The organism is Luteimonas rhizosphaerae (assembly GCF_002849595.1).
GTDB lineage: Bacteria > Pseudomonadota > Gammaproteobacteria > Xanthomonadales > Xanthomonadaceae > Luteimonas > Luteimonas cellulosilyticus.
The window spans coordinates 163,791-189,623 of record NZ_NRQR01000020.1 but is presented as its reverse complement, the minus strand read 5'-3'; the positions used below and the strand labels follow the sequence as shown (position 1 = coordinate 189,623).

At 70.5% G+C, this 25,833-nt stretch carries 22 protein-coding genes; 5 read left to right on the top strand and 17 right to left on the bottom strand.

The genetic code is table 11. The annotated features are described in order from the left end of the window. Positions 1-239: 239 nt before the first annotated feature. From yeiP to CJ022_RS10315, 7 genes are all read right to left on the bottom strand, one after another. Positions 240-806, bottom strand: a complete 567-nt coding sequence (gene yeiP, locus CJ022_RS10345) for an elongation factor P-like protein YeiP (RefSeq protein ID WP_101926562.1) — start codon at positions 804-806, stop codon at positions 240-242. Beyond that, entirely contained in the window at positions 803-1,381 is a 579-nt protein-coding gene (locus CJ022_RS10340; protein ID WP_158238398.1) for a retropepsin-like aspartic protease, read from the bottom strand. Before CJ022_RS10340 ends, yeiP begins: the two co-directional genes overlap by 4 nt. Before the next feature lie 10 nt (positions 1,382-1,391). Continuing rightward, entirely contained in the window at positions 1,392-2,162 is a 771-nt protein-coding gene (locus CJ022_RS10335) for an SDR family oxidoreductase (RefSeq protein WP_101926560.1), read from the bottom strand. 65 nt (positions 2,163-2,227) lie between these two features. Further along, entirely contained in the window at positions 2,228-4,801 is a 2,574-nt protein-coding gene (locus tag CJ022_RS10330) for a sensor domain-containing protein (protein WP_101926559.1), read from the bottom strand. Next, entirely contained in the window at positions 4,798-5,718 is a 921-nt protein-coding gene (locus CJ022_RS10325; protein ID WP_101926558.1) for a hydroxymethylglutaryl-CoA lyase, read from the bottom strand. The genes CJ022_RS10330 and CJ022_RS10325 overlap by 4 nt, the downstream gene beginning before the upstream one ends. After that, a complete protein-coding gene (locus CJ022_RS10320; protein ID WP_101926557.1) occupies positions 5,715-7,727 on the bottom strand; it encodes an acetyl/propionyl/methylcrotonyl-CoA carboxylase subunit alpha in 2,013 nt (670 codons plus the stop codon). Before CJ022_RS10320 ends, CJ022_RS10325 begins: the two co-directional genes overlap by 4 nt. A gap of 54 nt (positions 7,728-7,781) precedes the next feature. After that, positions 7,782-8,570, bottom strand: a complete 789-nt coding sequence (locus CJ022_RS10315; protein ID WP_101926556.1) for an enoyl-CoA hydratase-related protein — start codon at positions 8,568-8,570, stop codon at positions 7,782-7,784. Positions 8,571-8,685: 115 nt separating this feature from the next. On the opposite strand from CJ022_RS10315, the gene CJ022_RS10310 reads away from it, so the two are divergent. From CJ022_RS10310 to CJ022_RS10300, 3 genes are read left to right on the top strand one after another with little or no spacing between them, the layout of a single operon-like run. Continuing rightward, complete coding sequence (locus CJ022_RS10310) at positions 8,686-8,931, top strand: FeoA family protein (protein ID WP_101926555.1); 246 nt, start codon at positions 8,686-8,688, stop codon at positions 8,929-8,931. Continuing rightward, a complete protein-coding gene (gene feoB / locus CJ022_RS10305) occupies positions 8,928-10,784 on the top strand; it encodes a ferrous iron transporter B (RefSeq protein ID WP_101926554.1) in 1,857 nt (618 codons plus the stop codon). Before CJ022_RS10310 ends, feoB begins: the two co-directional genes overlap by 4 nt. A 1-nt stretch (position 10,785) precedes the next feature. Continuing rightward, complete coding sequence (locus CJ022_RS10300) at positions 10,786-11,022, top strand: DUF6587 family protein (RefSeq protein WP_101926553.1); 237 nt, start codon at positions 10,786-10,788, stop codon at positions 11,020-11,022. Between the two features lie 152 nt (positions 11,023-11,174). Here the strand turns inward: CJ022_RS10300 and CJ022_RS10295 are convergent, their stop codons facing one another. The 6 genes from CJ022_RS10295 to CJ022_RS10270 form a co-directional block, all read right to left on the bottom strand. Further along, positions 11,175-11,579 carry a hypothetical protein gene (locus CJ022_RS10295; protein WP_425490787.1) on the bottom strand — a complete coding sequence of 135 codons (405 nt, stop codon included), beginning with the start codon at positions 11,577-11,579 and terminating at the stop codon, positions 11,175-11,177. 2 nt (positions 11,580-11,581) lie between these two features. Beyond that, positions 11,582-12,142: a bactofilin family protein gene (locus tag CJ022_RS10290; protein ID WP_101926692.1), complete on the bottom strand. Its 561-nt coding sequence runs from the start codon at positions 12,140-12,142 to the stop codon at positions 11,582-11,584. Between the two features lie 213 nt (positions 12,143-12,355). Continuing rightward, a complete protein-coding gene (locus tag CJ022_RS10285; protein ID WP_101926551.1) occupies positions 12,356-13,963 on the bottom strand; it encodes a carboxyl transferase domain-containing protein in 1,608 nt (535 codons plus the stop codon). 362 nt (positions 13,964-14,325) lie between these two features. After that, a complete protein-coding gene (locus CJ022_RS10280; protein WP_101926550.1) occupies positions 14,326-14,682 on the bottom strand; it encodes a hypothetical protein in 357 nt (118 codons plus the stop codon). A gap of 128 nt (positions 14,683-14,810) precedes the next feature. After that, the gene (locus CJ022_RS10275) at positions 14,811-15,146 is read right to left on the bottom strand and encodes a hypothetical protein (protein WP_101926549.1); all 336 of its coding nucleotides are present in this window, start codon (positions 15,144-15,146) and stop codon (positions 14,811-14,813) included. Between the two features lie 123 nt (positions 15,147-15,269). Further along, positions 15,270-16,445, bottom strand: a complete 1,176-nt coding sequence (locus CJ022_RS10270) for a thiolase family protein (protein WP_101926548.1) — start codon at positions 16,443-16,445, stop codon at positions 15,270-15,272. Between the two features lie 242 nt (positions 16,446-16,687). Here CJ022_RS10270 and CJ022_RS10265 point away from each other — a divergent pair, with 242 nt between their 5' ends. Both CJ022_RS10265 and CJ022_RS17715 read left to right on the top strand, forming a co-directional pair. After that, complete coding sequence (locus CJ022_RS10265; protein ID WP_458351494.1) at positions 16,688-19,489, top strand: S8 family serine peptidase; 2,802 nt, start codon at positions 16,688-16,690, stop codon at positions 19,487-19,489. Positions 19,490-19,878: 389 nt separating this feature from the next. Further along, positions 19,879-20,145, top strand: coding sequence for a transposase (locus CJ022_RS17715; protein ID WP_343125141.1), 267 nt, complete (start codon positions 19,879-19,881; stop codon positions 20,143-20,145). A gap of 514 nt (positions 20,146-20,659) precedes the next feature. Here the strand turns inward: CJ022_RS17715 and CJ022_RS10255 are convergent. The 4 genes from CJ022_RS10255 to CJ022_RS10240 all read right to left on the bottom strand — a co-directional run bounded on the left by CJ022_RS10255 (position 20,660) and on the right by CJ022_RS10240 (position 25,689). Beyond that, a complete protein-coding gene (locus CJ022_RS10255) occupies positions 20,660-21,802 on the bottom strand; it encodes an acyl-CoA dehydrogenase family protein (RefSeq protein WP_101926547.1) in 1,143 nt (380 codons plus the stop codon). A 59-nt stretch (positions 21,803-21,861) separates the two neighbouring features. Beyond that, positions 21,862-22,581 (bottom strand): carbonic anhydrase, encoded by a 720-nt coding sequence (locus CJ022_RS10250; protein ID WP_101926546.1) that lies wholly within the window; start codon positions 22,579-22,581, stop codon positions 21,862-21,864. 168 nt (positions 22,582-22,749) lie between these two features. Then, complete coding sequence (locus CJ022_RS10245) at positions 22,750-23,850, bottom strand: Glu/Leu/Phe/Val dehydrogenase dimerization domain-containing protein (protein ID WP_101926545.1); 1,101 nt, start codon at positions 23,848-23,850, stop codon at positions 22,750-22,752. A 273-nt stretch (positions 23,851-24,123) separates the two neighbouring features. Then, positions 24,124-25,689 (bottom strand): phospholipase D family protein, encoded by a 1,566-nt coding sequence (locus tag CJ022_RS10240; RefSeq protein ID WP_233198694.1) that lies wholly within the window; start codon positions 25,687-25,689, stop codon positions 24,124-24,126. Positions 25,690-25,833 lie beyond the last annotated feature (144 nt).

Sequence of the window (25,833 nt, the reverse complement as noted above, 5' to 3'; positions counted from 1 at the left end):
GCATGCCGTACGCCAGTGCGCGCCTGCAGGGAGCGCCGGCGCCGATCGCAGTCGCGCTGCGGCCTGACGCTGCGTCACGAGGCGCCCGCGCCACCAGACCCGTGGGGCGCGTGCCCCGCACCCGTCGCGCCACGTGCGGGAGCGCGCTCCCGCGCGAGCGCTCGATCCGTCGCCCACGTGGTCGCGCGCAAGCGCACTCCTGCAGGGCGAGCGGTCGCCGCCGTCGCCCTCGGCGGATCTCAGTCCGCGCGACCGCCGAATTCACCGGTCGTCGTGTTGACCCACACGCGCTCGCCGTTGGTGATGTACTCGGGGACCTGGATCTCGATGCCGGTGCTCAGCGTCGCCGGCTTCGGGCGCTTGGTGGCGGTGCCGCCCTTGAGTTCGGGCGGCGTGTCGACGACCTCCAGCACCACGCTCTGCGGCAGCTGCAGGCCGACCGGGGCGTCGTCGATGATCTGCACGAAGCAGCCGGTCAGGCCGTCGGTGATGTAGCCGGCGCCGTCGCCGACGACGTTCGCGTCCAGGGTGTACTGGGTGAAATCCTCGTCGTCCATGAACACGAACGCATCGCCGTCCTTGTACGAGAAGCTCGCCTGGCGGCGGGCGAGGTCGACCTCGCGCAGTTCGTCGTCGCCGTCAAAGCTCGCGTCGGTCTTGTTGCCGCCCGGCACGCTGTACATCGTGAAACGGAAGCGCACGTTGCCGCCGCGGCCCTGCGGCGAGCTGCGCTCGATGTCGCGCACCTGGTACACGCCACCGTTGTGTTCGAGCACGTTTCCTTTCTTGACGTCGTAGGCTTTCATCGTTGTCCGCTGCTGGAGGTGGGAGACGCGTCGGCGCTGGCGCCGGCGTCGGGATTGCGCAGGTAGAGGCGCAGGTTGGGGTAGTCGATGACCGCGCCAGCGCGTTCGAGGACATCCGCGCCGACGACGCCATCGACCGGGGCCTCGCCGCGCCGGGCGAACGCCGCGTTGACGTGGTCGAGCGCGAGGAAGTGCACGGTGAACGCGTCGTCGCGGTAGTCGCCGATGCGCAGGCGGCTGCGGGGCAGGGTGCCGATGGCGAGATTGCCGCCGCCTGCACCCGTGGCCTGGCCGCCGGACGTCACCCGGCGACCGTCGTCGAAACGCGACTGCGCGGCGCGGTCGATGACGGTGCGGCCGGCGCCGGTGTCGAGGATGAAGGTGCCGGGCACGTCGTTGACGCGGACGTCGATCGTGAGATGCGCGTCGCCGTGCCGGGTCATGCGCACCGCCTGGTAACCGCCGGCCTCGAGCGCGGCGGCGACTTCGGCCGGCACCGCGGCACCCACCGCTGCCGGCAAGCATGCCAGCAGCAGGGCGACCAGCGCAGCCGGCAGCAGGGCCCGCGACGACACGCCGCCGGCCTTACTTCGGCGCGAGGCGCACCGCGCCATCGAGGCGGATGGTTTCGCCGTTGAGGTAGCGGTTGCCGAGGATGTAGGCGACCAGGTCGGCGAATTCCTCGGGCCGGCCCAGGCGCGACGGGAACGGGATCGAGGCCGACAGCGACTGCTGCACCTCGTCCGGCATGCCGTCGACCATCGGCGTCCAGAAGATGCCGGGCGCGACGGTGTTGACGCGGATGCCGAAGCGCGCGAGCTCGCGTGCCATCGGCAGGGTCATGCCGACCACGCCACCCTTGGACGCCGAATACGCGGCCTGGCCGATCTGGCCCTCGTAGGCGGCGACCGATGCGGTGTGGATGATGACGCCGCGCTCGCCGTCGTCGCCGGCGGTGTTGTGCTGCATCACCGCGGCGGCGGCCTTGGCGACGTTGAAGCTGCCGACCAGGTTGACCATGACGGTGCTGCTGAAGGTCGACAGCGGCATCGGCGCCTCGCGGCCGAGCACGCGGCCGGCGCCGAGGATGCCCGCGCAGTTGATCGCGGCGTTGAGACCGCCGAGGAAGCCCTGCGCGGCCTCGACGTTCGCGGCGACGCCGGTCTCGTCGGTGACGTCGGTGCGGAAGAACCGCGCGTGCCCGGCGCCCAGCTTGGCGACGGCGGTCGCGCCCTTGTCGTCGTTGACGTCGAACAGGGCGACCTTGCCGCCGGCGGCGACGATCTGCTGGGCGACGGCGAAGCCGAGGCCGGAGACGCCGCCGGTGACGATGGCGCGGACGGATGCGAGGTTCATGCGCGGACCTGGAAACGGAAAGGCCGCAGTTTAACCGGCAGGGCGGGGCCGCCGGCAGGGCGCGTTCAGTCGCCGGCCTCGTGCCGCAGGCGCCGCGCGAACTCGTCGGGTGGCAGGCCGGGCGCGAACAGGAAGCCCTGGCCCACCGGCACGCCGAGATCGAGCAGGAAGCGACGTTGCGCTTCCGATTCGATGCCTTCGGCGACCAGGCCCAGCCCCAGGCTCCGGGCGATGCCGGCGACCGCCTGGCAGACCGCGACGTCCGAACGGTTGTCCGGCACGCCGCCGAGGAACAGCTGGCTCAGCTTGAGGCCGTGGATCGGCAGCCGCCGCAGATAGTTCAGCGCGCTGTAGCCTTCGCCGAAATCGTCGATGCTCAGCTGCACGCCCAGATCGCGCAGCGCGGCGAACGTGCGCAGGGTGTCGGGCGCGTCCTCGATCAGCACGCGTTCGGTGAACTCCAGTTCCAGCGCGGTGCCCGGCAGGTCGAAGTCGGCGAGCGTGCTGCGGACCAGTTCGGCCAGGTCTTCGCCGAGCAGCTGGCGGTAGGACACGTTGACGGCGACGCGGACGATGCCGAGGCCGTCGTCGCGCCAGGCCGCGACCTGGCGGCAGGCCGCGCGCAGCACCCAGCCGCCGATGCGGACGATGTCGCCGGTGGTCTCGGCGTGGTCGATGAAGTGGTCGGGTCGCATCTCGCCCAGCTGGCGGTGGTGCCAGCGGATCAGGGCCTCGGCGGCGATCGTGCGGCCCCGGCGCAGGTCGACCTGCGGCTGGTAGACCAGATGGAATTCGTCGTTGTCGATCGCGCGGCGCAGGTGCGTCTCCACCCGCAGGCGGTCCTGCTGCGATTGCGCCAGCGCCGGCGAGAACGCCTGCCAGCCGTTGCGCGTGCGGCGCTTGCTGTCGTACATCGCCGCGTCGGCGTTCTGGATCAGCAACTGCGGCCGGTCGCCGTCGTCGGGGGCGCACGCGATGCCGATGCTGGCGGTGATCGCGAACTCCTCGGCATCGAACCGGAAACCGTCGCCGAACGCGGCGAGGATCGCGTTGGCGACCCGCTCGGCGTTGTCGCCGCCGCGTCGGCCGGCGTCGCAGACGACGAGGAATTCGTCGCCGCCGAACCGGGCGATCACGCCTTCGCCGCCGACCGCCTGGCGGATGCGGTGCGCGGCCGAGATCAGCAGCTCGTCGCCGGCGTTGTGGCCCAGCGCATCGTTGACGATCTTGAACCGGTCGAGGTCGATGTACAGCACCGCGACCCGGTCGCGCGCCGGCCCGGCCATGCGGGCCTCGAGCTCGGTCAGGATCGCATCCCGGTTCAGCAGGCCGGTCAGCGGATCGGTGCGGGCCTGCACGCGCAGGATCTCCTCGTCGTGCTTGCTGCGGGCGATGTCCTGCAGGGTGCCGGTCAGCCGCGAGCCCGCGGGATCGCCATGGCGCAGGCCGCCGATCGCACGCACCCAGAAGCCGGTACCGTCGACGCGTACGCCCTGCAGTTCGATGTCGAACGCGACGCCCTCGTGCAGCGCCGCGTCGAGGGCGTCGCGCAGGCGTGGGCAGTCGCGCGCATGCAGGGTGTCGACCAGTGCGGCCATCGTCGCCGGCGGTGCGTCCTGGTCGAGGATGCGGATCGATTCGGCGGTCAGGTACAGCGCGTCGGAGGCGCCGTCGAGCTCCCAGCCGCCGATGTGGGCGAGCGCCTGCACGCGGTCGAACATCGTGCTGTCGCGCTTGAGCGCGGTGACGTCGCTGAACAGCGACAGCACCTGGTGCGGGCGGTCGCCGCCGGCCGGAAACTGCGGCACCGCGGACACCGACAGCCAGTAGAGCTGGCGTCGCGTGCGGTGATAGAGGCCGAGCAGGGTGCTCTCGACGACGCGGCCGCTGGCCAGCGCCTGCACCGCCGGAATCTCGTCGACCGGCATCTCGGTGCCGTCCTCGCGGATCACCACCCACTCGCCGAGCCGCGCGGCATCGCCCAGCGACGTGCCCTGGCGGATGCCCAGCAACCGCAGCGCCGCCGAATTGCCGTAGACGAAACGCCCCGCGGTGTCGTGGATCGCGACGCCCCGGTCCATGACCTCCATCAGCTCGCGGTAGCGGACCTCGGCCTCGCGTCGACGGCTCAGGTCGCGCGCAACCGCGACCAGGCACGGCCGGCCTTCGTGCTCAAAGCCGGCGCTGTGCACCTCGACCGGGAAGCGCGAACCGTCGCCGCGCATGTTGGTGACTTCGATGACGTAGGTCTCGCCGCGTTCGACCGCGCTCCAGACCGGCGCCAGATGGTCGCGCGGCAGGTCCGGATTCAAAACTTCGATCGGCTGGCCGACGATGTCCTCGCGCCGCCGCCGGTAGGCCTGCAGGCCGGCGCGGTTGAGATCGAGCACCACGCCGTCGGCATCGAGCACGCTGACCGGGTCCGGCACCGCGTCGAACAGCGCGTGGTAGCGCAGGCGCGCGGCCTGGGCGTCGGAACGGGCCGCACGCAGCGCATCGCGCGCGCGCCGCAGCAGCATGCGCGCGGCCGCCGGCAGGGCGGGATCGTCGATGGCGTCGTCGAGGCTCTCGAGCAACGGCGGGCAACGCTCCGGGGAATCCAGGAGGGTGGCCTCGCCGCTGCCCGGATCCTGCGTCATCCGCGGGCGGCCAGCGCCTGTCCCGCCTTGCTGCCGGTCCGGCGTCCGAGGCGCGCCGCCAGCCAGTTGCCCGTGTCGGCCAGGCGCTCGAGATCGACCCCGGTGTGCACGCCCATGCCCTGCAGCATGTAGACCACGTCCTCGGTCGCGACGTTGCCGCTGGCGCCTGGTGCGTAGGGACAACCGCCGGCGCCGGCGACCGCCGCGTCGACCACGCGCACGCCTTCTTCCAGGCAGGCCAGCACGTTGGCCAGCGCCTGGCCCCAGGTGTCGTGGAAATGCACCGCGAGCGCGGTCATCGGGATCTCGTCGGCGACCGCGCGCAGCATCGCGCGCGCCTTCGCAGGCGTGCCGACGCCGATCGTGTCCCCCAGCGAGATTTCATAACACCCCATGTCGTGCAGCGAACGCGCAACGCGGACCACATCGGCCAGCGGCACCTCGCCCTGGTAGGGGCAGCCCAGCACCGTCGACACGTAGCCGCGGACCCGCACGCCGTCCGCGCGCGCCTGGTCCAGGACCGGCGCGAAGCGTTCCAGTGACTCGTCGATGCCGGCGTTGATGTTCTTGCGGTTGAAGGCCTCGGACGCGGCCGTGAACACCGCGATCTCCGTCACCCCGACGGCGCGCGCGCGCGCGTAGCCGGTGGCGTTGGGCACCAGCACCGGATAGGCGATCCCGGGTCGGCGGGCGATGCCGGCGTAGACGTCGCCGGCGTCGGCCAGCTGCGGCACCCACTTCGGGCTGACGAAGCTCGTCGCTTCGATCGTGCGCAGCCCGGTGGCCGACAGGCGGTCGATCAGCGCGATCTTGTCGGCCGTCGGAACCAGCGCCTTCTCGTTCTGCAGGCCGTCGCGCGGCCCGACCTCGACGATGCGCACGTCGACGGGCGGGGCGGCGGTTTCGGTCGCACTCATGCCAGCACCACCAGCACGGCGTCGCCGTCGACGAACTCGCCCTCGGTCGCGCGCAGCTCGGCGCCCGTGCCGGCGCGCGGCGATTTCAGCGCCATTTCCATCTTCATCGCTTCGAGGATCAGCAGTTCCTGGCCCGCCTCGACGGCGTCGCCGGCCGCGACCCGCCAGGCGACCACGCGACCGGGCATCGGCGCCCGCACGCGATCGTCGGACGCGGCATCGGCGCCGCTGCCGCGGTGATCGTCCTCGACCCGCTGCAGCGTGAGGCGATGCGCGCCGTCGTGCACGGTGATGTCGTGCGCGCCGGCGACGACCGCCAGCCGCTGCCCGCGTCCGTCGATCCGCGCCGAGAGCACGTCGTCCGCCCAGCGCGCCCCTTCGACGAGGACGGCCGTGTCGCCATCGTCGATGCGCCAGTCCCGGCCTTGCGGCGTCGCCTGCACGTCGATGCGCACGCCGCGATGCGCGAAGGCGAGGGTGCGGGTCGCCGGTGCGCCGAGGCGCCAGCCGTCCGGCGTGGCCCAGGGCGAACCCGGATCGTTGCCGGCGCTCGTCTCGCGCTGCCGGCGCGCGGCATCGTCGAGGAGCGCGGCGACGGCGGCCGCCGCCAGCAGGCGGACATCGGCGCCGTGCGCCGCGTCGTCCTGCACAGGGGCCGGCACGAACTCGTCGAGGTGCCGGTCAAGATACCCGGTATCAATCGTCGCCCCGACGATCGCCGGATGCCGCACCAGACGCTCGAGGAAGGTGATGTTCGATTTCGGCCCGACGATCGCGCACTGCGCCAGCGCCTCGCGCAGCCGCGCCAGTGCGGCGGGGCGGTCGGCGTCGTGGACGATCAGCTTGGCGATCATCGGGTCGTAGAAGATCGTCACCGCGTCACCTTCGACGACGCCCGAATCGACGCGCACGTGCGCGGACGGCGGCGGCAGGCGCAGCGTCTCCAGCGTGCCGGAGCCGGGCAGGAACCCGGCCTCGGGATCTTCGGCGTACAGGCGCACTTCGATCGCGTGGCCGATCCGCGGCACGTCGGCCTGGACCAGCGGCAACGCGTCGTCCGCGGCGATCCGCAGCTGCCATTCGACGAGATCGAGCCCGGTCGTCAGTTCCGTGACCGGATGCTCGACCTGCAGCCGGGTGTTGATCTCCATGAAGAAGAACTCGCCCGACGGCGCGACGATGAACTCGACCGTGCCGGCGTTGGCGTAGTCGATCGCGCGCGCAGCCAGCACCGCGGCCTCGCCCATCGCCGCGCGCAGCGCGGGCGTCAGGAACGGCGACGGCGATTCCTCGAACACCTTCTGGTAGCGCCGCTGCGCCGAGCACTCGCGCTCGTTGAGATGGATCGCGCCGCCGTGGCGGTCGCCGAAGACCTGGATCTCGATGTGCCGCGGCGATTCGATGTAACGCTCGAGCAGCACGCGATCGCGGCCGAAGGCGTTCTTCGCCTCGCGCTGGCAGCTTTCGAGATTCGGCAGGAAATCCTCCAGCGAACGGACCACGCGCATGCCCTTGCCGCCGCCGCCGTGCGCGGCCTTGATCATCAGCGGGAAGCCGATGCGCGCGGCCTCGTCAGCCAGGCGCTGCGGCGCCTGGTCCTCGCCGGTGTAGCCCGGCACGACCGGCACGCCGGCCGCGGCCATCAGGTCCTTGGCGCCGGCCTTGCTGCCCATCTTGCGCATCGACGCCGACGACGGTCCGATGAAGGTCAGGCCGGCGGCCTCGACCGCGTCGGCGAAGTCCGCGTTCTCGCTGAGGAAGCCGTAGCCGGGATGGATCGCCTGCGCGCCGGAGTCGCGTGCGACCTCCAGGATCGCGTCGCCGCGCAGGTAGGAATCCTGCGGGCGCGGGCCGCCGATCGGATAGGCCGCATCGGCCAGGCGCACATGCTGGGCATCGGCATCGGCCTCGGAGAACACGGCCACGGTGCGGACGCCGAGGCGGCGCGCGGTGCGGATGATCCGGCAGGCGATCTCGCCGCGGTTGGCGATCAGGAGGGTGTCGAACATCGGGCGATGCGTCCGGTTGCGAAGCAGAAAAGGAGATGACGTGGTGGCGATCCGTCAGTCGGGCACGACCCAGGCGGGCGCGCGCTTGTCGAGGAACGCCGTCAGGCCTTCCTGGCCTTCGGGCGAGACGCGCAGGGCGGCGATCAGACGGGCGTTGGCCTGGTCCAGCTGGTCGCGGTCGGACGTCGCCACCACGTCGCGCACCAGGCGTTTGGCGCCGGCGGCGGCCGCCGGCCCGGCCTTGAGGAGCAGCGCGATCTGGCGCTCGACGGCGGCGTCGAGCGCGTCGGACTCGACCACCTCGTGCAGCAGGCCGAGGCGCAGCGCCTGGGCGGCGTCGAAGCGTTCGGCGGTCGCGAAATAGCGCCGTGCGTGGCGGGCCCCGATCGCGGCGACGACGTACGGCGCGATCGTCGCCGGCAACAGGCCCAGCCGGGCCTCGGTCAGGCCGAACGTCGCGCCCGGCACGCCGATCGCGATGTCGCAGCAGGCGACGAGGCCCACGCCGCCGCCGAAGGCCGCGCCCTGGACGCGCGCGATGGTCGGCATCGGCAATTCGTCGAGGGTGCGCATCAGGCGGGCGAGGGCGAGGGCGTCGGTGCGGTTGTCGGCCTCGCTGGCGGCGGCCATGCCGCGCATCCAGTTGAGGTCGGCGCCGGCCGAGAACGACGCCCCTTCGGCTTCCAGCACGACCACGCGGACCGTCGCATCGCCCGCGAGGTCGTCGAGCGCCGCCGTCAGCGCCGCGATCAGGGCGGCGTCGAAGGCGTTGTGCAGCGCCGGCCGCGCCAGGCGCAGGCGCAGCACCGCGCCTTGGCGGTCGAGGACGAGGGCATCGGACATGGGCGGCACCGGCGGAACGGAACAGGCCGGCATGATAACGAGTCGCCGCAAACCGCCATGTCGCAGCGCGGCGCGGGTGTAAAATGCGAACCATTCCCATTGCAAGCCTGCGCCCGTGAATCTCTGCCAGTTGTCGCGCCGCACCCCGGCCCATGTCGATGCCATCGAAGACCGCGGCGACGGCGACACCATCGCGCGTCGCCTGCGCGAGCTGGGCTTCGTGCCGGGCGAGCCGGTCGAGGTCGTCGCGGCGGGTCCGTTCGGCGGCGATCCGCTGCTGGTGCAGGTCGGCTTCACCCGGTTCGCGCTGCGTCGCAGCGAGGCCGAGCGCGTCAAGGTCAGCGTCGGAGCGGTCGCATGAGCGCGCAGGCGATGCCGCGCTTCGCGCTGGTCGGCAGTCCCAACGCCGGCAAGACCGCGCTGTTCAACCTGCTGACCGGCAGCCGGCAGAAGGTCGCCAACTACGCCGGCGTGACCGTGGAGCGCAAGGAAGGCCGGATGCGTGGTCCCGGCGGCGAGAGCTGGGCACTGCTGGACCTGCCGGGCGCCTACAGCCTGCAGCCGGCGAGCCTGGACGAGGCGATCACCCGCGACCTGTGCCGCGGCTTCTATCCCGGCGAGCCGGCGCCAGACGTGCTGGTCTGCGTGGTCGACGCGACCAATCTGCGGCTGCACCTGCGCTTCGTGCTGGAACTGCGCGCGCTGGGCCGGCCGATGGTGGTGGCCCTGAACATGGCCGACGCCGCGCGCCGCCGCGGCATCGCGATCGACGTGCCGGTGCTCGCGGCGCACCTGGGCGTGCCGGTGGTGGAGACCGTCGCGGTACGACGCGATGGCGCGCGTGAGCTGCTGGCGACGCTCGCGGCCACCGTCGCCCACGCGCCGGGTCCGCCGCCCGTGTCGCCCGAAGGCAGCGATCTGCATGCCGAGACCCGCGCGCTGCTGGCCGCCGCGGTGACGATGCCGCGCCGCACCGCGCGCATCGACGACGTGCTCGACCGATGGCTGCTGCATCCGGTGTTCGGACTGGTGGCGCTGGCGCTGATCATGTTCCTGATCTTCCAGGCGGTGTACGCCTGGGCGACGCCGATGATGGACCTGATCGACGCGGGCGCCGGCGCGCTCGGCGGCTGGGTCACCGACACGCTGCCGCCGGGCCCCCTGACCAGCCTGCTGGCCGACGGCGTCATCGCCGGGCTCGGCGGCGTGGTGATCTTCCTGCCGCAGATCCTGATCCTCTTCCTCTTCATCCTCGCGCTGGAGGAGTCGGGCTACCTGCCGCGCGCGGCCTTCCTGCTCGATCGTGCGATGAAGGGCGCGGGTCTGTCGGGCCGCTCGTTCATCCCGCTGCTGTCGAGTTTCGCCTGCGCGATTCCCGGGATCATGGCCACGCGCTCGATCCAGGATCCGCGCGACCGCATCGCGACGATCATGGTCGCCCCGCTGATGACCTGCTCGGCGCGTCTGCCCGTCTACGCGCTGCTGATCGGCGCCTTCATTCCGCAGCAGCAGGTGTGGGGCGTGCTGAACCTGCAGGGGCTGGTGCTGTTCGCGCTGTACCTGGCCGGCATCCTCAGCGCGCTGGCGGTGTCCTACGTGATGAAGAAGTGGCGCCGCGACAAGCGCGAGCACGCGCTGCTGTTGGAACTGCCGTCCTATCGCGTGCCGCATCCGCGCGACCTGCTGATCGGCCTGTACGAGCGCGCGATGATCTTCCTCAAGCGGGTCGGCGGCATCATCCTCGCGCTGACCGTGCTGCTGTGGTTCCTGCTGTCGTTCCCAGCGCCGCCGGCCGACGCCACCGGCGCCGCGCTCGAATACCGCTTCGGTGGTCGCATCGGTCACGCGCTCGCGGTGCTGTTCGCGCCGGTCGGCTTCAACTGGCAGATCTGCATCGCGCTGATCCCGGGCCTGGCGGCGCGCGAGGTCGCGGTTGCGTCGCTAGCGACGGTCTACGCGCTGTCGGCCGCCAGCGACGACGCGGCAGCGCAGGCGCTGACGCCGATCATCAGCGACGGCTGGTCGCTGGCGACGGCGCTGTCGCTGCTCGTGTGGTTCATCTATGCGCCGCAGTGCATCTCGACGTGGGCGACGATCAAGCGCGAGACCAACTCCTGGACGCTGATGGCGGTCAATGCGGGCTATCTGTTCGCGCTGGCCTATCTCGCGTCGCTGGTGACCTACCAGCTGGCCGTCGCCTTGGGCGCGGGCTGAGATGACCTCCGGGCTTCTCCTGCAGTACGTCGTCGTCGCGGCCGCGGTGCTGCTCAGCGCCTGGATCGTGCTCAAGAAGCAGGCCCCGCAGCTCGCACGCCGGTTGCGGATCGCCTTGGCGCTGCCGCTGCTGCGCGAGCAGCGGCCGGGCTGGGTACGCGCGCTGGGCCGGCGCATCGCGCCCGCACCACGCGCGGTGGACGCGTGCGGCAGTTGCGGAAGTTGCGAGCCGCGCTGATCCGCGGGATCGCCACGGCCCATCGCAGGCGGGGAACGGCTCATGCCGGGCGACCACGTGGCACCCCAGGGGTGCGGCGGTCGCGGTGCTCGCACGGGCCGGGTGCCGACGTCCCGACGCATCCGGCCGGGCTCCGTTCGAACCGAACAGCGTCAGTGGCGGCCGCGGCTCACCGGTGAGCGCGTCGGCCGGCGCACGTCGCTGGTCGGCGTGACCTCGACGCTGAGATTGAAGGTGCGCTCGTCGCCGACCAGCAGGGCACCGACCCCGATGACCTGCCGGTTGATCTCCTTGCCGTCCGCGTCGCGGATGACCAGCACGACCGAGTATTCCCAGGCTCCGCCCTCGGACGGGTGCCGGATGCAGCCCTCGACCTGCAGGGCCGTCGTGGGCGCCTCGCGCTGGACCGCATTGCGGGCCAGGATCGGCGAGACCGGGCCGCTGTCCAGGCGCAGGTAATGCTGGCACGACGGACAACGCGCCGCGCTTTCCAGGATGGTCGTCTTGCAGTGCGGGCAGGTGCGCGTGGCACCTGCCGCACCGGGCCGGCTGCTCACGGTCAGGCGGCGTCGGTCGTCTTATCGCTGGTGGTCTTGCCGGTCGCGCCGGTCTTGACCTCGCCCCAGCCGCACTCGACGTGGCCGCGGATCTTGGAGCCGGCCGACACGGTCAGCGAGCCCGCCTTGAGGTCGCCGGTCAGCACCGCCGAATCGCGCAGCTCGACCAGCGAGGCGGATTCGATGTTGCCTTCCAGTTCGCCCGACACCAGCACCTTCTTCGCGCGGACGCCGCCGTTGAGCTTGGCGCCTTCCTCGATCGTGAGGTTGCCCTGCACGTTGACGTCGCCCTGAAACTTGCCCGCGCTGCGGACGTCGCCGGTGCCCTCGATCTTGCCTTCGATGGTCAGGTCGGCCGCGATCACCGATTCCTTCGCCACGGCATCCTTGGCGACGGGTTCCACGTTCTGGCGCGCGACCGGCTGCGGTGCGGGCTGCGCGGGCGTCGAGAAATCGGCGATCGCCGGGGTGGGCTCGCGCGCCGGTGCGGGCGACGGCGGGAGATCGTTGGCGAAGCTGGGGGAATCTTTCTTGGCGGTGCCGGACTGCGGGAAAATGGCCATGTCGCGCATTACCTCGTGGGAACGGAGTCGAAAGGGGACCTGCGCCGGGGGAGGCGCGTCCGGTGCGCCAGGTGTGCGCCGCCGGGATTTCGAGACTAGCACGCAGCCATGGCGGCCCGACTGTGACCGCGACAGCGGAACCGTGAACCCGGCCAATGACTTGCCGCACCCTTGCCATGTAACGCCGCAGGTCGACCGGCGGCGACCGTATGGCTACATCCGGAACACGCCGAACTTCGCCGGCGGGATCGGCGCGTTCAGCGACGCCGCGATGCCCAGGCCCAGCACGCGGCGGGTATCGGCCGGGTCGATGATGCCGTCGTCCCACAGCCGCGCGGTCGCATACCAGGGGCTTCCCTGGGATTCGTACTGCTCGCGCACCGGCGCCTTGAACGCCTCTTCCTCGTCCGCGCTCCAGCTGCCACCCTTGGCCTCGATCCCGTCGCGACGCACGGTCGTCAGCACGCTCGCGGCCTGCTCGCCGCCCATGACGCTGATGCGCGCGTTCGGCCACATCCACAGGAAGCGCGCGCCGTAGGCGCGGCCACACATCGCGTAGTTGCCGGCGCCGAAGCTGCCGCCGATGACGACGGTGAACTTGGGCACGCTGGAGCACGCCACCGCGGTGACCATCTTCGCGCCGTCGCGGGCGATGCCGGCGTTCTCGTACTTGCGGCCGACCATGAAGCCGGTGATGTTCTGCAGGAACACCAGTGGGATGCCGCGCTGGTTGCACAGCTCGATGAAGTGCGCGCCCTTGAGCGCGCTCTCCGAAAACAGGATGCCGTTGTTGGCGACGATGCCGACCGGATACCCGTGGATGTGCGCGAAGCCGGTGACCAGGGTCTTGCCGTAGCGCGCCTTGAACTCGTCGAACACGCTGCCGTCGACGAGCCGCGCGATGACTTCGCGGATGTCGAAGGGACGGCGCGTGTCCTTCGGCACGATGCCGTAGAGCTCCTCGCGTGCATACAGCGGCTCGCGCGGTGCGCGCACCGCGACCGGCAGGGTCTTGCGGCGGTTGCAGTGGCCGACGATGTCGCGCGCGATCTGCAGCGCGTGGTGGTCGTCCTCGGCGAAATGATCGGCGACACCGGACACGCTGGTGTGCACGTCGGCGCCGCCCAGGGTTTCGGCATCGACGACTTCGCCGGTCGCCGCCTTCACCAGCGGCGGTCCGCCGAGGAAGATCGTGCCCTGTTCCTTGACGATGATCGATTCGTCGCACATCGCCGGCACGTAGGCGCCACCGGCGGTGCAGCTGCCCATGACGACGGCGATCTGCGGAATGTTCTCCGCGCTCATCCGCGCCTGGTTGTAGAAGATCCGGCCGAAGTGTTCCTTGTCCGGAAACACCTCGTCCTGCAGCGGCAGGAATGCGCCGCCGGAATCGACGAGGTAGACGCAGGGCAGGTGGTTCTCGCGGGCGATTTCCTGCGCGCGCAGATGCTTCTTCACGGTCATCGGGAAATAGGTGCCGCCCTTGACCGTCGCATCGTTGGCGACGACGACGACCTCCTGTTCCATGACGCGGCCGATGCCCGCGACGACGCCCGCGGCGGGCGCCGCGCCGTCGTACATGTCCTCGGCGGCGAGCGGCGCGATCTCGAGGAACGGCGAACCGGGATCGAGCAGGGCGGTGATGCGGTCGCGCGCGAGCAGCTTGCCGCGCGCGGTGTGCTTGGCGCGGGCCGCTTCGCCGCCGCCGAGGGCGGCCTGCGCCAGGCGACGGTGGAGCTCGTCGGTGAGCGCGCGATGGTAGGCCGCGTTGTCGACGAAATCCTGCGATCGGGGATCGAGCTGCGAAGTCAGTGCCGGCATCCGGATTCCGCCTGGGAGATAAGGCCGACAAGGATACGGAAGGTGCGCGCCGCGCGCAGGATGCCGCCGCGGCAGGTGCGGCGAACGGGGACGCCTCGAGATGACGCTCGCCCGAAGAGGAGGCTGGTACCGAAAAAGTAGGCGCGCGTCGGCGCGCGACCGGGGGCGTCGCAACCGGTCGTCGCGCGCCAGCGCTCGTACAGACGGAAGCGGTGATATCGACGCGGGATGCTCGCTCCGTCGCACGTTCGCTCGCCTCGAGCGGTGCGCGCACGCCACGGGCGGCGTCGCCCGGATGCGCGCCGCCAAGAAAAAGCCCGCCAGTGGCGGGCTTCTTCTGAACTGCAGGAAGCGGGGCGCCCTCAGCGCTCGGCTTCTTCCTCGACGCGCTCGCCGGTGTTCTCGATCGCTTCGCCCGCGTTCTGCGTCGCGCGGCCGGCGGCGGCAGCGGCGTCGCTTGCGGCAGCGTCCGCGCGCGCAGCGGCTTCTGCAGCGGCGACTTCGGCTTCGCGCACGGCTTCCGAGGTGCTGGCGGCAGCGGCGTCGGCACCTTCGGCAATCGCGGCGCCGGTGGCGGAGCCGGCGTTCGAGATCGCGGCGCCCGCGTTGTCGGCCGCAGCGGCGGCTTCGGCGCGCTCCTGCTCGGCGTTGTCCTGGTTGCCACAGGCGGCGAGGGCCAGCATGGCGGCGGTGGCGGCAGTCATCAGCTTGAGGTTCATGCGGTGGATCTCCTGGTCCGGTGGGGTTGGAAAGGCCGTGGATGCGGAATCGTCCCGGCCCGAAAAAAAGAAAGTCGCCGTAAACGGCGACTTTCCAGTTTCATGCGACGGCCGAAGCCGGCGATGAATTACGGCGTGACTTCTTCAGCCGCGTCAGCAGCGTCTTCCGCCTTCTCTTCCGCATGGTCAGCGGCGTCGGCAGCGTGCTCGGCAGCGTCGTCGGTGCCGGCAGCGGTCGCGTCGGCAGCGGCGTCGGCAGCGGCGTCAGCAGCAGCGGCGGCGTCGTCAGCGGCGGTCTGCGCGGTCGCGGCAACGGCCGGATCCTGCGTCTCGTTGGCAGCAGCCTGTGCATCGGCAGCGGCGTCAGCAGCGCCCTGAGCCGACTGGTCAGCCTGTTCAGCGTTGCTGCAAGCAGCCAGTGCAACACCCAGTGCCAGGGCAAGCAGTGCCTTGTTGATCGTCATGATTTCTTCCTCGTCTGAAAGTTGGGCAACGCGCTATTGCGCGCCGGTGACATGATGACAACCCGCTGACAGGAGTCAAGCGGGGGTGCGTGGTTTTTTCGTAAAAAACACGTTAACCGAAGTTCACGCCATTTCTACGGCAATTGCGGTCGCTTCGCCGCCACCTATGCACAAAGTCGCGATTCCGCGCTTCGCGCCGCGCGCCTGGAGCGCGTGCAGGAGGGTCACGATGAGCCGCGCGCCGCTGGCGCCGATGGGATGGCCGAGCGCCAGTGCACCCCCATTCACGTTCAGACGGTCGTGCGGGATGCCCAGATCCTTCATCGGCGCCATCGCGACATTGGCGAACGCTTCGTTGACTTCGAACAGGTCGACGTCCTCGACCTTCCAGCCGGCCTTGTCGAGGACGTTCTGGATCGCGGTGACCGGCGCGGTGGTGAACCATTCCGGCGCCTGCGAGTGGCGGGCATGGGCGACGATGCGCGCCAGCGGCGTCAGGCCGCGTGCCGTGGCTTCGTCGGACGAGGTCAACACGAGTGCGGCGGCGCCGTCGGAGATGCTCGAGGAGCTGGCCGCGGTCAGCACGCCGTCCTTGCCGAAGGCCGCGCGCAGCGTGGGGATCTTCTCGACCTGGATCTTGCCGGGCGCCTCGTCGGTGTCGAACGTGGCGTCGCCCTTGCGGGTCTTGACCGTGACCGGGGCGATCTCGTTCTTGAATGCGCCGCTGTCGATCGCCCGCTTCGCACGGGTCGCGCTTTCGACGGCATAGGCGTCGAGGTCTTCGCGCGTGAAGCCGTACTTGTGGCTGGCGATGTCGCCGAATACGCCCATCGACTTGCCGTCGTCGGGATTGGTCAGGCCGTCCCACGCCATGTGGTCGAGGAATTCGGCGGTGCCGTAGCGGATGCCGGTGCGCGAACCGTTGAGCAGGTGCGGGGCATTGGTCATCGACTCCATGCCGCCGGCGACGACGACCTTGGCGGTGCCCGCCTTGATCAGGTCGTGGCCGTACATCACCGCCTGCATGCCCGAGCCGCAGACCTTGTTGATCGTCACGCAGCCGGCGCCATCGGGGATGCCCGCGGCGCGCGACGCCTGGCGGGCGGGCGCCTGGCCCAGGCCGGCCGGCAGCACGCAGCCGAGGATGGTCTCGTCGACCTGGTCGGCGGCGATGCCGGCGTGTTCAAGGGCGGCGGTGATCGCGGTCGCGCCGAGCGTCGGCGTCGGCACGCCGGTGAACTGGCCGAGCATGGAACCGATGGCGGTGCGCTTGGCACCGACGATGACGATGTCAGTCATGGGAGGAACACTCCGGAAGGGGGAACTCGCAAGCACCCGATTATCGCATCGCCGCCGGACGAAGTCCCGGCGCCGGCCGTGTCGCCCGGCAAGGTGGGCGTCGCGGGCCGCTGTCATGGCGGCGGTCTGCGATTGCGGGTATAGATGCGACGGACAGGGGATCGAGGCGCGTGCCGGGCATGCGCCGCCAGAAGGGGCTCGTGATGTCGGATCAGTGGAACTCGCCGCGCAAGTCGCGCGGAGTGCGTCGTACGTCTCTCGCGGCCGCGCTGGCCCTGGCGCTCGCGGCCTGCGGCGGGGGCGGGTCGAGCGGCGGTCTGGTGGTGCCGGATCCGCCGCCACCGCCGCCCATCGTCACGCCGCCACAGCCGCCGCCGACGGTGGTGCAGCCGCCCAATCCGGCCTACAGCGGCCATCTCGCCGACACCAACACGTATGCCGCGCACCAGGCCGGCTTCACCGGGCGGGGCGTGCGCATCGGCTTCCTCGACAGCGGCGTGACCCGGGACCATCCCGCCTTGCGCGATCGCGTCGTCGCCAACCTGACGTACGTCGGACCCGGCAACAACCTGTCGGTCGACGATGCCGACGGCCACGGCACGGCGGTCGCGCAGACCGCGGCGGGCCGCCCCTTCGGGACGTGGCCGGGCGGCATCGCCCAGAACGCGGAGATCGTCTCGGCGCGGATCATCAGTGACACGCCACCCGACGACGACGGCTCCGGCGGCGGCAACGAGATCGACGGGCCGCTGGGCCTGACCGCGATCCACCGCGACCTGATCAACCGCAACGTGCGGGTCATGAACAATTCGTGGGGCGGCCTGTACTGGACCGACCTCGACGTCACCGCGCAGATCGCCGCCGAGTACCGGCCCTTCATCGCCTCGCACGGCGGGCTGGTCGTGTTCGCGTCCGGCAATTCCGAATTTGCGAATCCGTCCGACGTCGCGGCGCTGCCGAGCAAGGCGGGCAGCGGCGGCACCCTGCCGGCGGCCGACCTCGAGCGCGGCTGGCTCACCGTCTCGGCGCTGGCCACCGACAGCACCACGCAGCTCGCCGGCTATTCCAATGCCTGCGGCGTCGCCATGCGTTACTGCCTCGTGGCGCCCGGCACCGTGGTCGTGACCGGCACCGACGACGAACCGGACGCGCCGACGTATTTCCGCTATTCCGGAACGTCGCTCGCGGCGCCGCTGGTGTCGGGCGCCGCGGCGCTGGTGTGGGAGGCGTTCCCGTATTTCGACAACGATCTGGTCCGCCAGACGCTGCTCGGCACCGCGACCGACCTCGGCGCGCCGGGGGTCGACGCGGTGTTCGGATATGGCCGGCTCGATGTCGGCAAAGCGGTCCGCGGTCCGGCCCGGTTCGACTGGGGCGACGTGACCGCGAACTTGAGCAACGGCACGTCGGTGTGGGGCAACGACATCGCCGGCGCGGGCGGGCTGGTCAAGCGCGGCGCCGGCACGCTGCGCCTCGACGGCACCGCGGCGTTCGCCGGCGCGACGCGCGCGGAAGGCGGCACGCTGGTGTTCGCAGGGTCGATTCCCGCGGCCGCGACGGTCGCGGCCGGCGCCACGCTGCAGTTGCGCGGCGCGCGGGTCGGCGGCGACCTGCTCAACCGCGGCACGTTCTCGGTTGCGGGCAACGGGCTGGGGCGCAGCATCGACGGCGATTTCGAGCAGGCCGCGGGGGCCCGGCTGGCCTGGCAGGTGGGCTCGCCGCTGCAGGTTGCCGGCACCGCCGCGCTGGCCGGCGAGCTGCAGGTGACCGGCATCGCCAGCGGTTACGTGCGCAGCGCGCAGGAAACCGTCGTCACCGCCGCCGGTGGGCTCAGCGGCAGCTTCGGCAGCGTGACCCAGGGCCCGGGCGTGCTCCTGACCGCGACGCCGGGTTACGACGCGACGCGCGCGTGGCTCGACATCAGCCGCCTCGATGTCACCGCGGCCGCCGCCTCGTTCGCCGGCTTCACCGCGCAGACGGCCGGCTCGGCGCAACGCATCGAGGACGCCTTCCAGCAGATCGACGGGCAGGCGACGGTCGATGGCGGCCCGATCGCCGACGGCATGATCCGCGTCGCCGGCGATCTGCAACGCCTGCAGACCGGTGCGCAGGCCGTGGCGGCGCTCGACAGCCTGTCCGGCGCGCTGCACCGCGATGCGATGGGGACCACGCTGGAACAGCTGGACATGACCCGGCGCACGCTCGCAGGCCGGGTCGGCGCGCTCGCCGCGCGCGACGCACAGGCGGGCGTCTGGCAGGAAGCATTCGGGCAGGGCGGCGTCGGCGGATTCGCGGGCGGCGATGTGTCGATCGATGGCTGGAGCATCGGCCGCGACCAGCTGCTCGGCAACGGCGTGGTCGCGGGCTTCGCGTTCGGCGAACTGCATGGCGACGGCCGGCGCCTCGCGGGCGCGGATCGTAGTCGCGACCGGCAGACGCAGGCCCAGCTGTATCTCGGCCGCGCGCTGGGCAATGGCTATCTCATGGCCCAGGTCGGGACCGGCCGGTTCGATCGCGACCTGCAGCGCACCGTGTTCGCGGGTGCCGACTGGCAGGGCGTCTCGACGCGCTACGCCGGCCGCACGGCGAGCGCGGCGGCCGAGGCGGGGTATCGGCTGCGCGTCGGCCGCGGCGAGATCGCGCCGTATGTCGGCGCGGATCACCTGCGCCTGCACAGTGACGGGTTCGACGAACGCGGCGGCAATGGCTTCGGCCTGCGCAGCGACGGCTGGGACGCCACGCGCACGCAGGCGCTGGCGGGTCTGCGCGCGCGGTACGACCTCGGCGGATTCGTGCTGCACGGCTACGGCGAATGGCAGCAGACGCTGTCGGCCAGCGGGTTCGATCTGCAGGCGCGCTTCACCGGCATCGACGCCTGGGCACCGATCGCGGGCCTGTCGCCCGCGCGATCGGGCGGCATCGCGGGCGTCGGCGTCGACGCGTGGCTGTCGCCACGCACGCGGATGATGTTCGGCCTCGACCAGCGCTTCGGCCCGCGCGGCCGGGACCGGCTGGTGTCGTGGCAGTTCGTGCAGGGGTTCTGAGCCGATCGCCGGCCCTGGCCACTGCTTGCCGGTAAGGCACCGCGCCTGCGTGCAGCCCCTGTAGGAGCGCGCTCGCGCGCGAAAGACGTTCGCGTGGTGCGGCGGGTCGCGCGGCAGCGCGCTCCTACAGAAGAGCAGCACGCTGCCGCGGCCTGCATCTGCCCCATGCCGCCAGGCCGCCGCCTGTAGGAGCGCGCTCGCGCGCGAAAGGCGCATCGAGTGGAAAGTCAGGTCGCGCGCCAACGCGCGCCTACAGGGCGGGGCGTCGTTGCCTGATGTCGATATGACGCCGCACTACGGACGATGGGCGCATGTCGATTTCCGTTTCCTCACCAGGCCATCGCGCACTGCGGCGTGGTCGGATCTCGTTGCCGGGTCACGTCTAACTGGTGACCGTGTCGACGCCGGGGCGCCAGGCGTTATTCCGCGAATGCGCGTCGGGTTACGCGGCGTGTCGCGCGTTGGCCGACGCCGTCGAGCAGATCGACACACGACTGCTGGCGTGGGTCCTGATGCCGGATCACGCGCACTGGCTGCTGCAGTTGGGGCCCGAGGAATCGCCAGATCGCGTGGTCGCGCGGATGAAGGCGTCGGTGACCCGGTCCATGCATGCAAGCAGCAGGCAGCGGCGACATCTGGGCGCGCGGCTTCCATGATCGTGCGATGCGACGGGACGAGAATCTGCGCGCGGCGGCGCGGTACGTCGTCTTCAACCCGGTGCGCGCCGGGCTGGTGGCACGGGTTGGGGATTACCGTTCTGGGATGCCATCTGGTTGCGCGATGCTAACGCAGGGATGTGAGCTGCAAGCACGCATCGGCGTGCGAATGCCCGAAGAACGGCGTCGCGACGATCCAGTTGAAGGCAACGTGTTGTGTAGGAGCGCGTTTACGCGCGACAGGTGCGCCAGGAAAGCGCGTTCGCGCGCGAGCGCGCTCCTACAGGGGCTGTTGCATGGGCGGGGTGATGCGCACGCGTCCGATCGGCTTTGGCCGTCGAGGAGATCCAGCCGATCAGAACGACGGCAATGCGGGATCTGATCGAACGCGAGGCCTTTGCAGGAGCGCGTTCACGCGCGACAGGGGCGCCAGGAAAGAGCGTCGCGCGCGAGCGCGCTCCTAACAGGGTAACTGTCGTTCCGGCGCGCCGATGCGAATGTGCCACTCGCCCGATCAGCTCTTGCCGTCGAACAGCTCGCGGCCGATCAGCATGCGGCGGATCTCGTTGGTGCCGGCGCCGATCTCGTAGAGCTTGGCGTCGCGCAGGATGCGGCCGGTCGGGTACTCGTTGATGTAGCCGTTGCCGCCGAGGGTCTGGATCGCTTCGAGCGCGACGCGGACCGCGGCTTCCGATGCGTGCAGCAGACAGCTGGCGGCGTCGACGCGCGAGCTGTGGCCGGCATCGTAGTCGCGCGCGACGGTGTAGGCGAAGGCGCGGCTGGACTGCAGCGACGTGTACATGTCGGCGATCTTGGCCTGCATGATGCCGAAGGTGCCGATGGCCACGTCGAACTGCTTACGCTCGCGCACGTAGGGCAGGGAGATGTCGAGCGCGGCCTGCATCAGGCCCAGCGGGCCGCCGGTCAGCACCAGGCGCTCGGTGTTGAGGCCGCGCATCAGCACGCGCACGCCCTGGTGGACCTCGCCCAGCACGTTCTCGGCCGGAATCTCGCAGTCCTCGAACACCAGCTCGCAGGTGTTGGAGCCGCGCATGCCCAGCTTGTCGAGCTTCTGCGCGGTGGAGAATCCCTTCATGCCCTTCTCGACGAGGAAGGCGGTCATGCACTTCGAACCGGCCTCCTTGCCCGCCGTGCGCATGTAGACGATCAGCACGTCGGCCTCGGGGCCGTTGGTGATCCACATCTTGTTGCCGTTGGCGATCCACGTGTCGCCGCGCAGTTCCGCGCGGCACGCCATCGAACCGACGACATCGGAACCCGCGCCGGGCTCGCTCATCGCCAGCGCACCCTTCCATTCGCCGCTGCACAGCTTCGGCAGGTACTTCTGCCGCTGTTCTTCGTTGGCGTTGGCGTAGAGATTGGCGACGCAGAGATTGGAATGCGCGCCGTAACTGAGGCCGACCGAGCCGGACGCGCGCGAGATTTCCTCCATCGCGACCAGGTGCGCGAGATAGCCCATCTCGCTGCCGCCGTATTCGCCGGGCACGGTCATGCCGAGCAGGCCCAGCTCGCCGAGCTTCGGCCACAGGTCCTGCGGGAACGCGTTGTCGTGATCGATCGCCTCGGCACGCGGGGCGATTTCGGCCTCGGCGAACCGGCGGACGGCGTCGCGCAAGGAGTCGAGGTGGTCGCACATTGTAGGCCAGTCGTCGGGCGCGCCGGTCCCGCGCGCACCCGACGGCGTGGCCAGGCGCGTCAGTGCGCCGCGTAGTGGATCAGCGGGCGCGCATTGAGCGGCTGCACCTTGCGGTTGTTATGGCTGTAGCGGGCGTTGAAGCCGGCGATCTGGTCCGCCGACAGCGTCACCGGCGTGTCCAGCACGTACCACTCGACGTTCTCCGTCAGCGGCGGGGTGGTCAGCGAGCCGAGATAGTGGTGATAGCTCTTGTCGCGCGGCAGCATGATCGCGATGTCCTCGCGCTCGATCTCGCCCTCGCGGGCATCGCCGAGCGCGTCCAGCACTTCGCCGGCGAGTTTGTTGGGGGCGCCTTCGCGGTACATCACGCCGACCACGGCGAGACGGCCGTCCTTCGCCTTGAACACGAAATGGCCTTCGAGCGGAAACGACTCGCCGTCGACCGTGTGTTCGCTGGCCGCGTGGAAGTGGAACTGCATCAGTTCGAAATGGCGGCCGCGGATCAGCGCGTCCGGCCCGTGCGCTTCCACCTCGACCGCATGGCCGTTGTCGACGACGCGCAATGCCGCCTCGGTGTCGCGCAGCTCGATCGCCTGGGCTTCTTCCATGTCGCCATCGGTCGCGACGCCGTGCTGGATGTCGATCGGCGACTGGCCCAGCGAGGCCGGGTACTGCCAGGTCTCCTGGCGGTCGTAGTCGTATTCCTGCGCGAGACCCAGCGTGGGCGCGAGCAGGGTCGCGACAGCCAGCGCGAGCAGACGGGAACGGGATGGACGCATCGGGACTCTCCTCGTGGGCACCGTCGCGGATCGGCGGCGCGTCAGCCTACACCGGCCCCGGCGGGGCCCGGTGTGCACGCCGCGATGCCGCCAGACCCCGCAAACCGCGTCGCCGCCATGAAAAACGCCGCCCGGAGGCGGCGTGTTCCATCGCACGTTCGACGTGGCTCAGCTGCCGCGCACGCGACCCTGGAAACGCGGCTGCACCCGGCCCAGCGGCAGCTTCAGCTTGCCCATGATGTCGATGCGCTCCTCGGCCAGGCGATCGGCCGCGCGGTAGGTCGGAATGCCATCGCGTTCGGCGATCTCGAAGATGCGCGTGAGGTTGTGGTAGAGCGTCCGCATCATGCGCATCGCGCGCTCGCGGTTGTAGCCGTCGATCTCCAGCGACACGTTCATCACGCCGCCCGCGTTGACCGCGTAGTCGGGCGCGTAGAGGATGCCGCGCTTCTCGACTTCGTCGCCGATCTCGTTGTTGGCCAGCTGGTTGTTGGCCGCGCCGCAGATGATCTTCGCCTTCAGGCGGGGCAGGGTCTTCTCGTTGACGGTGCCGCCGAGCGCGCACGGCGAGTACACGTCGACGTCGACGTCGTAGATCTCGTCCAGGCCCACGGCGATCGCGCCGTATTCGTCGACGGCGCGCGCCACGCGGTCCTTGTTGATGTCGGTCACGTAGATCTTCGCGCCGCGCTCCTTCAGCAGCTTGACGAACTCGATGCCGACGTGGCCCAGGCCCTGCACGGCGTAGCTGTAGTTGCCGACTTCCTCGTTGCCGAACTTGCGGTTCAGCGCGGCCAGCAGGCCCTGCATCGTGCCGTAGGCGGTGAACGGCGACGGATCGCCCGAGCCGCCGTGCACCTGGTGCACGCCGGTGACGAACTGGGTTTCGCGGTAGACGAATTCCATGTCGTTGACGTCGATGCCGACGTCCTCGGCGGTGATGTAGCGGCCGCCCAGCGATTCGACGAACTGGCCGAACGCGCGGAACAGGCCCTCGGACTTGTCCGTCGCCGGGTCGCCGATGATGACGGCCTTGCCGCCGCCAATGTTCAGGCCCGCGACCGCGTTCTTGTAGGTCATGCCGCGCGACAGGCGCAGCACGTCGTTGAGCGCTTCCTGTTCCGACGCGTACGGCCACATGCGCGTGCCGCCGAGCGCAGGGCCCAGCACGGTGTTGTGGATCGCGATGATCGCCTTCAGACCCACGTCCTTGTTGTGGCAGAACACGATCTGCTCATGGCCGTAGGTATCGAGGTGTTCGAAAATCATGACAAAGCTCCGTCACGGGCGAAGGCCCGGCGCGTGTGGTGGCAGGAAGGCGGCAAGGAGGCTGGGGCGGGAGGTCGTCGGGACCGCGGTGCCGGCAGGGCCGCTGGCGTGAAGCGCGGCATTTTACGCCCCTCGCCGCGGAATTGGTTGAAGACGCAACCAACGCCGGAAACCCGCTGCCCGCTCAATGGCTTAACGCGCTGAATACGGTTTGTGTGTGGCGGCGAAACGGTGCTGCGCCGCATCAATGCGCGATGTCCACCGCTGCACCGTTCAGAGCTGGGATTCGATCGGCAGCCAGCGCAGCACGGTCGCCATGCCGCGCTGGGTGGCGGTGCTGTCGGGTTCCTTCGCGACGACCGTCGGCGGCGTCGTCGTGCGGTCCAGCCAGCGCAGCTCGCCTGCGCTGTTGCGGTAGACCCAGTAGCTCATGCCCGGCGCGATCAGGTGCTGGTATTCCGAGAACAGCGCCGCGCCCAGCGCCGGATCGTCGAACAGCAGCCCCATTTCCGTGTTGAGGTTGATCGAGCGCGGATCCATGTTGAACGAGCCGATGAACCCGCGGCGGCCATCGACCAGGAAGGCCTTGGTGTGCAGGCTCGCGCCGCTGCTGCCGAACAGGCTGCTTTCGGCCTTGGCATCGGCCTGGCTGCGGATCTCGTACAGGCGCACGTCGGCCTCGAGCAGCGGCACGCGGTAGCGCGCATAGCCGCCGTGCACGGCCAGCACGTCGTTGGCCGCGAGCGAATTGGTCACCACCGCGACCTGCACCTTGCGGTCGCGCGACAGGCCCGACAGCCACTCGGTGCCGTCGGTGCCGGGCACGAAATAGGGCGAGATCAGCAACGCCGAGCGCTGCGCGGAATCGATCGTCTCGAACAGCTCCGGCACCAGCAAATCCTCGCCGGTGTCGTCGCGCCATTTGGCCGGCGGGTCGGACACGATGCGCAGCGAATCGGTCCAGAACGGCGACAGTTCCCCGGTCGCATAGCGGCGCACGCTGGCCGACATGTCGACGGCGTCCAGATAGCGGCGCGCTTCCGGGCTTTCCGCTTCTTCCTGGATCTGCGCCAGCATGTCGCGGATCGTGGTCTTCGGCTTGCGGTTGAGGCCGGCGATCGGCACGACTGCCTCGCTGTTCCAGAACCTGTCGAAGATGCGGCTGGCGTCGACGACCGTCGGGCCGAACACCATCACGTCCAGGTCGTGGAAATTGGTGTCCTCGGCCGCGCTGAAATATTCGACGCCGATGTTGCGGCCGCCGACCACGGCCACGCGGCCATCGGCGATCCACGCCTTGTTGTGCATGCGGTGGTTGATGCCCCAGGCGCGCTGCACCATCTCCAGCACGCGCATCACGCCGCTGCGGTTGCGGAACGGGTTGTAGACGCGCAGCTCGATGTTGGGGTGCGAATCGAGCGTCAGCAGCGTCGCGTCCATCGTGCCGATGCCCATGTCGTCGAGCAGCATGCGCACGCGCACGCCGCGCTCGGCGGCTTCCCAGGCTTCGTTGGCCAGCATGCGGCCGGTCAGGTCGTCGTGCCAGATGTAGTACTGCAGGTCGAGGCTGCGGCCGGCCTGGCGCGCGGACAGTGCCCGCGCCGCGTAGGCGTCGATGCCGTCGGGCAGCAGGATCGCGCCGGTCTGGCCGGGATGGCGCGCCAGCAGCGGCGCCAGCTCGCGGTCCAGTGGGGTCGCGTCCGCTTCGACCGACAGCGCGTAGCTCGGCAGGCCGGTGGCCGGCGGCATCAGGTGATCGGCGAGGAACACGCTGCTCACCGCCATGACCAGCAGCGTGAACACGCCCCAGCCGAGGATTTTCTTGACCCGCTTCTTCATGGTGCCCCTGGATGCCATGCCCCGCGCCGGGCGCGGGCCGGGCGCAAGCATCGCAGAATCGCCGGCGCCGCGGGCGGGCGCGGTGTCTCACGCCGCGACATCGTCCGGGTGCAGACTCGGCACCGGGGGATCCACCGGTTGTCC